14 protein-coding genes are annotated in these 12,865 nt (G+C 45.3%); 10 read left to right on the forward strand and 4 right to left on the reverse strand.

All coding sequences use genetic code 11. The annotated features are described in order from the left end of the window. Positions 1 to 122 precede the first annotated feature (122 nt). The 10 genes from raiA to lepA are packed head-to-tail and all read left to right on the forward strand — an operon-like array spanning position 123 to position 8,628. Positions 123 to 674 carry a ribosome-associated translation inhibitor RaiA gene (gene raiA, locus IKN49_00565; protein ID MBR3631552.1) on the forward strand — a complete coding sequence of 184 codons (552 nt, stop codon included), beginning with the start codon at positions 123 to 125 and terminating at the stop codon, positions 672 to 674. Between the two features lie 55 nt (positions 675 to 729). Further along, entirely contained in the window at positions 730 to 1,644 is a 915-nt protein-coding gene (gene hprK, locus IKN49_00570) for an HPr(Ser) kinase/phosphatase (protein MBR3631553.1), read from the forward strand. Then, on the forward strand, positions 1,628 to 2,482 hold the full coding sequence (rapZ, locus tag IKN49_00575) for an RNase adapter RapZ (protein MBR3631554.1): 855 nt from the start codon (positions 1,628 to 1,630) through the stop codon (positions 2,480 to 2,482). The genes hprK and rapZ overlap by 17 nt, the downstream gene beginning before the upstream one ends. A 2-nt stretch (positions 2,483 to 2,484) precedes the next feature. Then, positions 2,485 to 2,889 carry a hypothetical protein gene (locus tag IKN49_00580; protein MBR3631555.1) on the forward strand — a complete coding sequence of 135 codons (405 nt, stop codon included), beginning with the start codon at positions 2,485 to 2,487 and terminating at the stop codon, positions 2,887 to 2,889. Between the two features lies 1 nt (position 2,890). After that, entirely contained in the window at positions 2,891 to 3,358 is a 468-nt protein-coding gene (locus tag IKN49_00585) for a PTS sugar transporter subunit IIB (protein MBR3631556.1), read from the forward strand. Next, the gene (locus IKN49_00590; GenBank protein ID MBR3631557.1) at positions 3,355 to 3,963 is read left to right on the forward strand and encodes a PTS sugar transporter subunit IIC; all 609 of its coding nucleotides are present in this window, start codon (positions 3,355 to 3,357) and stop codon (positions 3,961 to 3,963) included. The genes IKN49_00585 and IKN49_00590 overlap by 4 nt, the downstream gene beginning before the upstream one ends. Positions 3,964 to 3,965: 2 nt before the next feature. Further along, a complete protein-coding gene (locus tag IKN49_00595; GenBank protein MBR3631558.1) occupies positions 3,966 to 4,790 on the forward strand; it encodes a PTS system mannose/fructose/sorbose family transporter subunit IID in 825 nt (274 codons plus the stop codon). 10 nt (positions 4,791 to 4,800) lie between these two features. Beyond that, the gene (locus IKN49_00600; protein MBR3631559.1) at positions 4,801 to 5,070 is read left to right on the forward strand and encodes an HPr family phosphocarrier protein; all 270 of its coding nucleotides are present in this window, start codon (positions 4,801 to 4,803) and stop codon (positions 5,068 to 5,070) included. A 2-nt stretch (positions 5,071 to 5,072) separates the two neighbouring features. Further along, complete coding sequence (ptsP, locus tag IKN49_00605; protein MBR3631560.1) at positions 5,073 to 6,812, forward strand: phosphoenolpyruvate--protein phosphotransferase; 1,740 nt, start codon at positions 5,073 to 5,075, stop codon at positions 6,810 to 6,812. Further along, entirely contained in the window at positions 6,799 to 8,628 is a 1,830-nt protein-coding gene (gene lepA, locus IKN49_00610) for a translation elongation factor 4 (protein ID MBR3631561.1), read from the forward strand. Before ptsP ends, lepA begins: the two co-directional genes overlap by 14 nt. A 50-nt stretch (positions 8,629 to 8,678) precedes the next feature. Here the strand turns inward: lepA and cysS are convergent, their stop codons facing one another. Genes cysS through IKN49_00630 form a run of 4 tightly spaced genes read right to left on the reverse strand, consistent with a single transcriptional unit; the run spans position 8,679 to position 12,759 of the window. Continuing rightward, positions 8,679 to 10,073, reverse strand: a complete 1,395-nt coding sequence (cysS, locus tag IKN49_00615) for a cysteine--tRNA ligase (GenBank protein ID MBR3631562.1) — start codon at positions 10,071 to 10,073, stop codon at positions 8,679 to 8,681. After that, the gene (locus IKN49_00620) at positions 10,060 to 10,659 is read right to left on the reverse strand and encodes a hypothetical protein (protein ID MBR3631563.1); all 600 of its coding nucleotides are present in this window, start codon (positions 10,657 to 10,659) and stop codon (positions 10,060 to 10,062) included. Before IKN49_00620 ends, cysS begins: the two co-directional genes overlap by 14 nt. Beyond that, a complete protein-coding gene (ispD, locus tag IKN49_00625) occupies positions 10,656 to 11,810 on the reverse strand; it encodes a 2-C-methyl-D-erythritol 4-phosphate cytidylyltransferase (protein MBR3631564.1) in 1,155 nt (384 codons plus the stop codon). The genes IKN49_00620 and ispD overlap by 4 nt, the downstream gene beginning before the upstream one ends. A 1-nt stretch (position 11,811) precedes the next feature. Then, positions 11,812 to 12,759 (reverse strand): hypothetical protein, encoded by a 948-nt coding sequence (locus IKN49_00630; GenBank protein ID MBR3631565.1) that lies wholly within the window; start codon positions 12,757 to 12,759, stop codon positions 11,812 to 11,814. Between the last annotated feature and the right edge of the window lie 106 nt (positions 12,760 to 12,865).

A 12,865-nucleotide genomic window follows, 5' to 3' on the forward strand; every position in this document is an offset into this window, starting at 1 on the left:
CAAATTTATCTAATTCTGCTTTTATAACTATTCTTTTCCGTCAATTACGCGTTGACACAAATAGACAATTAATGATTAAATGTCTATACGGGATATCCCGTTGAAATTATGTGGAGGAAGTTATGGAAATTAAAATCACCGCGAAAAACATTAAATTAACGCCTGCTATCAAACAATTCGTACAAGCTCGCGTCAACAAAATTGAAAATTATTTTGACAATGTGGTATGGGCACAAGTTTTGTTGTCCGTAGAGAAAAAAATCAACCAACGAGCCGAAATCATTATTCACACCGGTGGGAAAGGCACCGTATCTGCTTCTGCCGTGGAAGGAGATTTGTATAAAGCCATTGATTCAGCCGTTACCAAAGCCGAAGCCCAGATGAAGAAAGCCAAAGGCAAATCCAAAGCAAAACGTGCGGCTAAAAGAGCTCCTGTTGTGGAAGAAATGGCCACCTTCAATGACCATATTTTGTTGCCGGCCAACGATGTGAAGTTTTCCGTCATTAAACAAGTAGAAGTAACCCCGATGAACCCGGAAGATGCCGCCTACGAAATGGAACGTTTAGGATATTCTTTCTGGATGTTCTTAGACGAAGATTCCAAACAAATCAACTTGATTTTCAAACGCTTGGACGGCACTTACGGTTTAATTAAACCTATTAAAAAGAAATAAGAAGGAAGCGGTGCAAAAATTCACAAAATCCATAACCGTTAAAGACTTGCTCCAGATGAAACGCCTTCGTCTGGAGCTGGTCTGTGGTAGACGCTATATTCACCGCAACATTTCCACGCCCAACATCAACCGGCCGGGGCTGGCTTTGTGCGGACATATGGATCATTTTTTGCCCAACGCAATTCAGTTATTCGGACCGGAAGAGTACGGCTTCTGCCGTAAAACGAAACCTAAAATTTTGCAAACCAGCATCGCCCATATGTTGGAAAAAGGGAAAGTGCCTTGCATTATTATGGTGGAAAATCTAAAAACAGCTCCCGCCTTGCGCAAGGCCTGTTTGGAAGCGGAAGTCCCCGTATTGAAAACCTCGTTGGATTTGGCTGATTTCGCGGCTGAGATTCGTCGTTTTCTAGATGAAGAATTAGCGCCTGTTACCCATGTGCACGGTGTACTATTAAATGTAAGCGGAAGCGGTATTTTACTGCGCGGGGAAGCCGGTATCGGCAAAAGCGAATGTGCCTTGGAACTAATTAAGCGCGGACATATTTTGATTGCAGATGACGTAGTAGAAGTGCAGAAAAGATGGGGACGGTTTTTAATCGGTTCCTGTCCTGAAATGCTCAAGCACTACATGGAAGTGCGGGGCTTGGGGATTTTAGATATAGATTTACTGTTCGGTATCGGTGCCACCAAAGACGAGGGCGCCATCGATATGGAAATTGAACTGGTCCCCCCCACCGAAACAATTGACCGTTTGGGGGTTGAACAGCGCACCACCGAGCTGTTGGGAGTGGAAATTCCCTCGCTGGCCTTGCCGGTTACTCCGGGGCGCAACTTAGCCGTTTTAATCGAAGTGGCCGCATTAAATCAGCAACTTAAATCCCAAGGCATTTTATCAGCCAAACAGTTTAGCCAAAAAATGCTAAACCGTATGAAAAAGAAAACGAGGACTCATGCACCAGAAGCGTAAACTATTTATTATTACCGGTATGAGCGGAGCCGGCAAATCCCAAGCTCTTAAGATATTTGGCGATTTGGGATTTTATTGCGTGGACAATTTGCCGTTGGCATTGTTTCCGCAATTTGCTTCTTATGTCATCGAGCATGCCGATTTACAACATGTGGCCTTGGGCATTGACGTGCGGGAAGGAGAACGTCTCAAAGAACTGCCCGCCCTGCTCAAACAAACAACCAAAGAAGATTTTGAAGTCAATGTCATTTTCTTAGATGCCAGCGACGAGTGTTTGATACGCCGTTTTTCGGAAACCAAACATAAACATCCTATTCATAAAAAATTAGCCGCGGCCATTGCCCATGAGCATGATTTGCTAAAACCCATTAAAATCGCTTCCGATAAAGTCATCGATACAACGGATTTAAAATTAGGGGAACTAAAGGAAAAAATATCTGCCCTACTGGAACTAAAAAAAGAAGGAGAAATGCAGATTTCCGTAGTGTCTTTCGGGTTCAAAAACGGCATTCCCAAAGATACGGATTTAGTAATGGATGTGCGGTTTTTGCCCAATCCGTATTATGTGAAGGAATTGAAAAATAAGACCGGCTTAGACAAAGCCGTACAAGACTATATTTTATCGTTTCAACAGACGCAAGAATTTGCCGATAAATTTGCCGATTTGATTAAATACTTAATTCCGCAATACATTAAGGAAGGGAAAAGTTATTTAACGATTGCCATGGGTTGTACCGGTGGCAAACACCGCAGCGTTTTTATGGCGCATCAACTGGCCGAAACGTTGCGCAAGCAAGGCTTAAGTGCTTCGGAATTTCACAGGGATATAGAGATTTAACTATGGTAAAACTTATTTTGGTCACGCACGGCAATTTGGCCGCTGAAATGTTAAATACCGCCGCCCAAATCTTGGGCAAACAAGCTGAAGAGGTGCAAACCTTATCCGTCACTACCTCCAGCTCCATTGAGCAAGGCGCCCAAGAACTCAAAACTATGATTGCTCAAGCCGAACAGGGAGTGATTATACTGACCGATATTTTCGGAGGCAGTGCCACCAATATCGCGCTCAAAGCCGGACAAGATAATCCTCACTGCCACGTGATTACAGGGCTTAATTTGAGTATGCTGCTGACTGCTTTGAACAGTCGTAAAAAACTAAATGACAAAGAATTGGCTGAAAAGATTGAATCAGACGGAAAACGAGCCGTCATTAATGCCACCGAATTGTTAATTAAAGGATTCTAATATGGCTATTTTATTTGCCCGCGTGGATGACCGCTTGATTCATGGACAAATCGTCCAAGCGTGGCTACCGGAGCTCAACATTGACGAAGTGGTGATTCCGTGTTCCAAGATGCAAGCGCAACGTATCAATAAAAACTTGTTGCGGCTTTCGTTGCCGTTTGAATATGATTTAACTGTTTTATCACCGGATCGTTGCGTAGCTTATATGACGCAATCACCCAAAAGAACTTTATTGCTTATGGAATCGTTGCAAGATCTGCAACCTTTACTAGAAGATGGTTTGCAAATCAAATCCGTCAATATCGGTGGCATGCATTTTAAGCCCAATGCTCAAAAATTAGCCGAAAATGTATTCTTGGATGAGCAGGACAAACGAACATTAAAAATATTGCACGATTTGGGAATAGAAGTAGAAACAAGAGCGGTCCCCACTTCTAAATCTATTTCCTTAAAAGAGATTTTACAATGACCCATGCCACTGCCATTTTACTATGCCTGTTGGCCTCGCTACTGGAGCTGGATACTACGTATGCTTTTCAAACGTTGCTATCCCGCCCTATCATAGCCGGGCCGATTTTCGGACTGTGTACCGGAGACGCCATGGCCGGCTTGCAGGTGGGTATCTTTGCAGAACTGTTATTTTGCGACATTTCCCCCTTGGGCGGAGTAATCCCACCTAGCGGTGTTGTGTTAGTCACTATTTCTCTTTTGTTACATGCCATGGGAATTGAACTGTACTTTAGCTTTTTTGTAGGAGTACTGGCCGCCATTTTATATTCCTTCTTAGATGCACTACTACGCAAAAGCCGCGTCACGTGGATGGTGTTTGTGGAAAAAAAGATTACCCGCCACCCCAGTGATTTGAAACGCACTATTGCCGGCGCGTTGTTATTATCCTTTTCCATGACTTTTATTTTTCTGTCTGTATCCATTTGGGCCACTTCTCAAATCATTTTTTGGTTATTTCCTTATTTGACTCCTAAAATTCATTTTGCGTTTCATTTAGCATACACGGCGGTACCTTGGATTGGGCTGGCTACCTTGATACCGGCGTTTCGGTTTAAGGCGAGGTAATTATGAATTTGCGACTCAAACTGAATTTATTTTTTCGCTCTTTTTTCTTGCAAACCGGCTGGAATTATGCCAAGTATCAAAACTTGGGTTTTGCTTTTGTTATGATGCCCGTGTTGCGCCGTTTGTATGCTAAAGATGCCGAATCATTACCCACCGTATTGCAACGTTATTTGGATAATTTCAACACGCAACCGGTGATGGCCTCGTTCTGTTTCGGGGCACTAGCCAAGCAAGAAGAACAAATTATTCAAGCCAACTCTTTGACCGATTATAAAGAACAAGTATTGGAATGGCAGGGGATCCGGCGGGGGCTTTCCATTACAGCCGCCTCTATCGGAGACCGGCTTTTCTGGGGCACCTTAAAACCGCTCACCTTACTCATCGCCTTGTTTGTGTGGATGTTAGCCGGAGTAGATTTTTTGGAAACGGATTATCTAAACACCCCTTCCACTACGGTAATTCTGTCCGGCAGTTTAGTCGCATTTTTCATTTACAATATCGTGGCGCAATGGGTGCGTTGGCAAGGGATAGAGCTGGGATATGTTTCAGATAATTCTTCTTGTTTTGGATTAACCCGTTTCGACTGGAACCGCACCATCTATCACGCCAAACGTTTGGGATTATATGTGGCAGTCGTACTCCTATTGCTGGGAGTATATCACTATTTCAAACAAGCAGATCTGGTGACCAATGTCCATAGTATAGCCAAAGCAATTTTAGTGCTGGCTTTTGTCATTATTGCATTTATTACGCGTCGTTTGCGCATCCCCAATGTGTACTTATACTTAACGAGCGTAGTAATTTTCAATTTAGTATGTCTATTATAAAGGGGAACGTGTGATTACACAAGATATTCAAATTACAAATCGTTTAGGGTTACATGCCCGACCGGCCGCGATGCTGGTACAGACCGCGTCGGATTTTGACTGTGACATTAAAATCAAAAAAGACACCGTAGAAGTCAATGCTAAAAGTATTATGGGTGTATTGATGTTGGCGGCCGAATACGGCTCTGTCTTGCGCTTGCAATGCGAGGGCGCTGACGAAAAACAAGCCGCCCAAGCAATTGCGGCTCTGTTTGCCAACAAATTCAACGAGGAGTTTTAACGATGTTTGTGATGAAAGGCATTGCTGCCAGCCCGGGAATAGCCATTGGACCAGCGGTTTTATTACCGACGGCGGATTTTGCCGTTTCAGACCAATATGTAGAGGCTTCTCAAGTAAAAGCCGAAACCATTAAATTTCAACAAGCATTAGAAAAAACCTTGCAAGATTTAGACGTGAGTGAGCAACAACTGCGTGAAACTGTTGGGCCGGAATATGCCCACCTCATGTCCATGCATAAAATGATTTTGCAAGATCCTATGCTCAAAGACGCAACGTTGGCCAAAATAAAACAAGAGCATATGTCTGCCCAAGCGGCTATTTTTTTAACGCTAAAAGAGTTGGCCTCTTCCTTTGAGAAAATAGAAGATAACTTTTTCCGCGAACGCCGCAACGATATTTTTGACGTAGGCAAGCGTATCGTGACGTACTTGGCCGGAGATCGCAACTCTTTTTGGACCGCCATTCGCCGTCCCTCTATATTAGTTGCGCACAATTTGTTTCCGTCCGATGCCCTAAATTTGCGCCAGCACAACATTATAGCCTTCTGTACCGATCAGGGTGGAAAAACCAGCCATACGGCCATTTTGGCCCAAAGTCTGCGCATTTCAGCGGTGGTAGGGTTGTCCAATGCCGCGCGTCAAGTAAAAAACGGGGATACCGTCATCGCCGATGGTGAAAACGGCTTACTGATTATCAATCCGGATAAATATACTTTAGCCAGTTATAAGAAAATCCAGCGGGATCTGAAAAAAGCGGAATCTTTACTAAAAACCATCAATCATTTACCCACGGTTACCGCAGACGGCAAGAATTTTCAACTGATGGTAAACTTCGACCCGCGCACCGACTCTAAAGAAAATAAATCTCTCATTACAGACGGCTTGGGGCTGCTGCGAACGGAATTTTTATACATGAACACCCCTAAACCTCCTTCCGAGCAAGAACAATATCAGGTTTATGTGTCCGTGGCCAAGAAATTTGATATGCGTCCGGTAACCATTCGCCTGGCCGATTTAGGCGCCGATAAGATGCCCGATTTCCCGCTCGATGAGTTTGACAAAGATCACAATCCTTTCATGGGTTGCCGTGGTATTCGCTTATTTCTGAAAAATCCGGATCTGATGCGCACTCAGTTGCGCGCCATTGTGCGTGCCGCGTGCGAAGTGCCGGCCCAAATTAAAATCATGGTACCTATGGTATCTTCCGTAGAAGAAATGCGCCATGTACGCACCGCTTTGAACGAAGCGTTGGCAGAATTGGAGCAAGAAGGATTAAAACCCATTAATAAAATTGCTTTAGGTGCTATGATAGAAGTGCCTTCGGCGGCTATTGCCTTAGAAGGCATGATTTCGGAAATGGACTTCCTTTCCATCGGCACCAATGATTTAATACAATATCTTATCGCCGTAGATCGCGTGAACCCCGAAGTGGCGCATATGTATGACCCGTGCCATCCGGCCGTTCTGCGCACTATTCATCAGATTATACAAACCGCCCACCAACGGGGCAAAACCGTCAGCATTTGCGGAGAAATGGCCTCGGATGAAAAGATGATTCCGATGTTACTGGGATTGGGAACGGATATATTATCTGTGGCGCCGCGTATGTTCCTGCGCGTAAAAAACCGGATACGCAATTTGAATTTTGAAACTTGTGCTGACAGAGCCCAAGCGGCTTTGTTAGCCGGAAGCAGCGAAGACATTCGCAAATTAATCGAGCCAAACCAAGATGAAGATTCGTAATTTTTCTATTGTAGCCCATATTGATCATGGTAAGACCACCCTCTCGGACCGTATTTTAGAAGATACCGGCACGGTACCTAAACGCAAAATGCAAGCGCAACTCTTAGACGGAATGGATTTAGAGCGAGAGCGCGGCATCACCATTAAGGCCAAAGCCGTTCGCATTCAATACAAGGACTATATTTTGAACTTAATTGACACGCCGGGACATGTGGATTTTTCCTACGAAGTGGCACGCTCCTTGCGCGCGTGTGAAGGCGTGCTACTTCTGGTAGATGCTTCTCAAGGCGTAGAAGCGCAGACCGTGGCGCACGCACATTTGGCACAGAGTTTGGGACTAAAAATTATTCCGGTGATGAATAAGGTGGACTTGTCCCAATCCGACGCGGATGCTTCCGAAGAGCAACTGTGGGATATTTTAAGAGAGCCCATTGAAGCCGAGCGTGTCAGCGCCAAAACCGGCGCCGGCATTGAACATTTGTTAGACAGGATTGTTGCCGATATTCCTGCCCCGCAAGGGGACGTACAAGCACCCCTGCGTGCCTTGATTTTTGATTCCTTTTATGACCCGTTCCGCGGCGTGATTATGTATGTGCGCATGGTAGACGGTAGCGTCAAGGCTGGGCAAACCATTCGTTTTATGGCCACGGGGGCCAGTTACAAAGTGGAAGAAGTTGGGTTTATGACGCCCAAACAACTCCACAAAGCACCTTCTTTAAGCGCCGGAGAAGTGGGTTATTTAGTAGCCGGCATTAAAGATATTCATCAAGTAAAAGTGGGCGATACAGTCACTTTAGCCGACCGCCCCGCCCAAACCCCGCTGCCGGGCTATGCTGATGCCAAGCCCGTCGTATTTGCCAGTATTTTTCCGGTGGAAACGACCGATTTCCCGCTCCTGCGCACCGCGCTTGAAAAATTAAATTTATCCGATTCTTCTTTTCATTACCAAAGTGAAACTTCTAAAGCATTGGGCTTTGGGTTTCGCTTAGGGTTTATGGGCATTTTGCATATTGAAATCGTCAAAGAACGCTTGGAGCGCGAATTTAATTTATCCTTAATTGCCACCGCGCCAAACGTGGTATATCACGTTAAATTTACTCCGCGCAAAAATCATCCGCAGGAACTGGCGGCCTTGCCCGATGCGCCCGATGATCCGGGGTATAAAATTATTGATAATCCGGCCAATTTTCCGCCGCACGGAGATATTATTGATATCAAAGAGCCGGTCATTCACATCACCATTGTAACCCCCGTAGAATTTATGGACGGCGTGATGACGCTACTCAAAGAAAAACGCGGCACCTTTATGAATATGGACCATTTATCTAATCAGCGCGTGATTATCAAATATGAAATGCCGATGGGTGAAATGGTCATTGATTTCTACAATAAACTCAAATCCGTTTCTAAAGGATATGCGTCTTTTGATTATGAGGTGGCCGGTTTTAGAAGTGCAGATGTAGTGCTAATGGAAATTCTGCTACACGGAACGCCGGTGGATGCCTTGTCTGTCGTCGTTCATAAAGACAAAGCACAAACCCAAGGCCGCGCGCTGTGCGCCAAGTTAAAAGAGCTAATCGGCCGCCAACAATTTGAAGTAGCGGTGCAGGCCGCCATTAACGGAAAAGTGATTGCGCGCGAAACGATACCCGCGTATCGCAAAGACGTCATTGCCAAATGTTACGGCGGTGATATTACGCGCAAACGCAAACTGCTTGAAAAACAAAAAGAAGGTAAAAAACGAATGAAATCCATCGGCAGTTTGAACATCCCGCAAGAAGCCTTCGTGGCCATGCTCAAGATTGACGAGGAATAAATCTTATAAACTAAAAACCCGCTCTTGTGAGCGGGTTTTTAAGTATCATTTTAGATTTTTTCTACTTGTTGGCCTTGCGGCGTGTCCTTGACGCGGTATCCGGCCGCGGCCAATTGGTCACGCAACTCGTCGGATTTTTTATAATCTTTGGCTTTGCGCGCTTCGGCCCGTTGGTTAAGTAAAATCTCCACTTCCGCCGGCAATTTTTCGGTTTTTTCTTCCGGAGCGCGGAATAAATCTAGCGCCAAAATGCCATCGGCAAATTTCAAAAACTCCACTTTTTCTGCCGCATTTAATTCCGACCCGCGCAGACTTTCCCACACTACTGCCAGTGCCTTGGGAGCATTGATATCATCCTCCATGGCAGCTTGGAATTTTTGTTTGGCTTGTGCGCATTTTTCGGTAATAGGCTGGCTCTTGGCAGTAGCCACTAAGGCCGCCGTTTCTTTGCGCAAGGTTTGCAAACTTTTGCGCGCGCTGTCTAAACTTTCATAGGTAAATTCGAGTTGCGTGCGGTAATGCGCCGTCAAACACAAATACCGGTAATCCAACGGATCATATCCTTTGTCGCGCAAGGTTTGCAAAGTAACAAAAGTACCGCCGGATTTAGACATTTTACCTGCGTGTAGTACTAAAAATTCGCCATGCACCCAAAAACGCACATACGGTTGGCCGGTAGCGGCTTCGCTTTGTGCAATTTCATTGGTGTGATGCACAGAAACGTGGTCAATGCCGCCACAATGAATATCCAAGGTGTTACCCAAGTATTTCATCGCCATGGCAGAGCATTCAATATGCCACCCCGGAAAACCTACGCCCCACGGGCTGTCCCATTCCATTTGACGCTTTTTATCAACGGGTGAAAATTTCCATAAAGCAAAATCGGTTGGGTTTTTCTTTTCTTCGCTCATTTCTACGCGCGCACCGCCTTTAAGCCCTTCCAAGCGGCTGCGACCGACCAGTGCATCATAGCGCGAAAATTTAGAGGTATCATAGTAAATACCGTCAGAGGTGCGATAGGTGTATCCCTTTTCTTCCAACGTTTTCACCAGCGCAATCATTTCCGGTATATGCGCCGTTGCACGACTGATAACGGTTGGCCGAGAACAATGCAGCGCATCATAATCAGCAAAAAATTTCTCTTCGTAAAACTTAGCAATATCCCACGCGCTTTTGCCTTCGCGCGCGGCGCCCACTTCCATTTTATCCTCGCCGTCATCGGCATCGGATACCAAATGTCCCACATCCGTTACGTTCATCACGTGTTTGAGCGGCCAAGTCAAGCGCAACGTGCGGGCCAGTAAATCCTCAAAAATATAAGTGCGCATATTACCGATGTGTGCGTAATTATATACTGTCGGCCCACAGCAATACATGGTTACTTGTTGTTCATGTAACGGCTTAAATAGTTCTTTTGTTTTGCTCTCTGTATTATAAAGCTGCATTGGCTTGGGCCTCTTGAAGTAAAGTATTATATTGTTCTACAACCGTTTTGAAGAACAAGTTGCAGGTCTGTTGGCCAATCTCATTGGCGGCTTGCTCTCCCAACACACAATTCACTTCTACGTCTGAAAGCGGATTAACTGCCCCCACACTAGACATAGAATAGGTAAAACCGCCGGGCCGATAGGTACGTAAAGCTTTTTTATAACCGGTCGTTAGTGCTTGTTGAAATAAAGCCATATTTTTAGCATTTGCCTGCGCACCGAGTTTAATACGTTTCACAGCTGCCACCACGGTCACGTCCGTATAACGCCCATAAGAGGAAGCAATTTCTTCAGATGTAAAATCTTCGTCTGCGGAAGGGGTATATTCTTCTTGCTCCGTAGGAGAAGTGGTTGAAAAAGCCTGTTCGTCCAAGATGCTGGGTTGCGGCAAATGGCTGGTATAATCATCTGTTGAATGTACTGTCGGCCGCGTATAAGCCGAATAATCAATCCCCGACATTTTTTGACGGGTCTTCTGATGATTGGCTTCCGCACAAGCTCCTAACAGTAAAAGACTTATTCCTATTACCCCTAATTTATTCATTTTTTCTCTCCTACAAGTACCGTAGCCACCGCTTGGCACATGGCCGCTTCCCCGCGGCCGATTTCGCCTACGTGCTCATGGCTTTTAGATTTGAAACTGACATTCTTTTCTTCTAACTGAAAAATACGGGCCAAACTGGCGCGCACCGCCGCGTAATGCGGGCTGATTTTAGGCTCTTGTGTAATTAATGTGGCATCAATGTGTACCAACTGCGCCCCTTTTTCTTTCACTATTTCCAATACGCGCGCGGCGATTTTTTTGCTATCTATATCTTTAATGGTCGGATCGGTCGGCGGGAATAAAAGGCCGATTTCTCCTTCACATAACGCCCCTAGAATAGCATCGCAAATTGCATGCAGTACTACATCTGCATCACTATGACCCAGTAGTCCTTTCGTGTGCGGAATTTCTACCCCGCCTACTATAAATTTTCGTCCGGTCTGCATCCGGTGTAAATCAAAACCAAATCCGGTACGCTGTTGCAGACCTGCCTGCAAAAGTGCTTCCGCCATAATTAAATCCTCCGGCGTAGTAATCTTCAAATTTTGATAATCCGACTTTTCTATTTGCACCCGCACACCCAAACGTTCCACCAGTTGGGACTCATCGGTAGCATCCTGCAAATAACCAAATTTATCCAAAGCACGGCGCAACACATTGGCCTGATAGCATTGCGGGGTTTGCGCCTGCCATAAAAGGGCTCGGTTTAATGTTTGTTCCACAAAGCCATTACGAACTTGTTTAATCGTATCTTTAACAGGCACTGCTAACACGGAGGCTCCATTTATAAAACCGCTTTGCAAGCAACGCGCTATCGCTTCGGCAGACACTAAGGGTCGGGCGCCGTCATGAACGGCCACCGCTTGCACCCGCGGATCCAACACTGCCACTCCGTTGATAACAGAACCTAAACGGGTGGCACCCGGTTGGGCAAAAGTTATTTGGGGAAAACAAGAACGCAACGCTTCCCAGTTTTCGCAAGCAGTGACAACCACTATTTGTTTGATGACCGATACTTTTAGGAAGGCTTCTATGGTACGAATCAGCACCGCTTTGCCGGCCAGCGGCAACATCTGCTTGGGGCGGCCCATTCGTTTGCCTAGGCCACCGGCTACTAATACGGCTCCGGCAAAATGTAAGGTTTCCGACATATTATTTCGTTTTCGCAAAAATCATCCGGCCGGAAGGAGTTTGCAAGATAGAGTAAACCGCTACTTCCGTCCGTTTACCAATATATCTGCGGCCTTCTTCCACCACTACCATGGTGCCGTCATCTAAATAACCGATTCCCTGTTCTTTTTCTTTTCCATCTTTCATGATGAACAAAGACATCGTTTCTCCCGGCAGCACTACAGGTTTTAAGGCCGTGGCCAAATCAGCAATATTCAGTACTGTTACATCATACAGAGCGCCAATTTTGTTGACGTTGAAATCTAAAGTGACCACTTCCGCGTCAAAGTTTTTAGCTAATTTGACAATCCGTTCGATTTCATTTTCTGCTTTAGGTGTTTTGGACGTTACACGCACGGTGATTTCTTTTAGCTCTTGTAAGCGGGTTGCCACATCCAAACCGCGGCGGCCTTTGGCACGCTCCAAAGGATCTTTCGACGCCGCTAAAGTATTGAGTTGTTCCAAGACAAATACGGGTAGCACAATAATACCGGAGAGAAAGTTTATTTCACATAAATCTACAATACGTCCATCCATCAAAGCACTGGCGTCCGCAATTTTGAGATGACGGCCCTTATAAGATAACCCTTCCAAATCACGTGACTTAAACAAACAGGCCAATACGCCGAATAAAATCAGCCCCATTTCCACATACCGCATATTATCCAGCCACCAGCTCGGAGCGCCGTTACCACCGAAGTTTTGTACGGCATAGTCAATAAATACAAACAACAACCATCCCAGCAAAAACCCGGAGCACGCAATCATCATTTTAATCAGACGCAATTGCTTAAATACGGCTTCTGCAATAATAACAATCAAAGCGCACAATAAACCCGCCGCCAGAGACAACGGATCTTTATCAATAAAATCATAGGTTAAAAACGGAAATGCAATTAGCGTAGACAAACGAAAAATCCAAATAGGCATATCTTCCTCCGGATACCTAGTTCTCTTAGGTACCACATATTAAAGTGTTTAATATATTTTATCATTCCGCGCGCCATTTGTCAGTCCCTTTCGCATGGTATAGGTT

It is taken from the genome of Elusimicrobiaceae bacterium (assembly GCA_017528825.1).
Taxonomy (GTDB): Bacteria; Elusimicrobiota; Elusimicrobia; order Elusimicrobiales; family Elusimicrobiaceae; genus Avelusimicrobium.

Excerpts from the sequence above, each read along its gene's own strand:
- raiA (MBR3631552.1), top strand. The coding sequence starts at position 123 with ATGGAAATTAAAATCACCGCGAAAAACATTAAATTAACGCCTGCTATC.
- hprK (MBR3631553.1), top strand. The coding sequence starts at position 730 with ATGAAACGCCTTCGTCTGGAGCTGGTCTGTGGTAGACGCTATATTCAC.
- rapZ (MBR3631554.1), top strand. The coding sequence starts at position 1,628 with ATGCACCAGAAGCGTAAACTATTTATTATTACCGGTATGAGCGGAGCC.
- IKN49_00580 (MBR3631555.1), top strand. The coding sequence starts at position 2,485 with ATGGTAAAACTTATTTTGGTCACGCACGGCAATTTGGCCGCTGAAATG.
- IKN49_00585 (MBR3631556.1), top strand. The coding sequence starts at position 2,891 with ATGGCTATTTTATTTGCCCGCGTGGATGACCGCTTGATTCATGGACAA.
- IKN49_00590 (MBR3631557.1), top strand. The coding sequence starts at position 3,355 with ATGACCCATGCCACTGCCATTTTACTATGCCTGTTGGCCTCGCTACTG.
- IKN49_00595 (MBR3631558.1), top strand. The coding sequence starts at position 3,966 with ATGAATTTGCGACTCAAACTGAATTTATTTTTTCGCTCTTTTTTCTTG.
- ptsP (MBR3631560.1), top strand. The coding sequence starts at position 5,073 with ATGTTTGTGATGAAAGGCATTGCTGCCAGCCCGGGAATAGCCATTGGA.
- lepA (MBR3631561.1), top strand. The coding sequence starts at position 6,799 with ATGAAGATTCGTAATTTTTCTATTGTAGCCCATATTGATCATGGTAAG.
- cysS (MBR3631562.1), bottom strand. The coding sequence starts at position 10,073 with ATGCAGCTTTATAATACAGAGAGCAAAACAAAAGAACTATTTAAGCCG.
- IKN49_00620 (MBR3631563.1), bottom strand. The coding sequence starts at position 10,659 with ATGAATAAATTAGGGGTAATAGGAATAAGTCTTTTACTGTTAGGAGCT.
- ispD (MBR3631564.1), bottom strand. The coding sequence starts at position 11,810 with ATGTCGGAAACCTTACATTTTGCCGGAGCCGTATTAGTAGCCGGTGGC.
- IKN49_00630 (MBR3631565.1), bottom strand. The coding sequence starts at position 12,759 with ATGCCTATTTGGATTTTTCGTTTGTCTACGCTAATTGCATTTCCGTTT.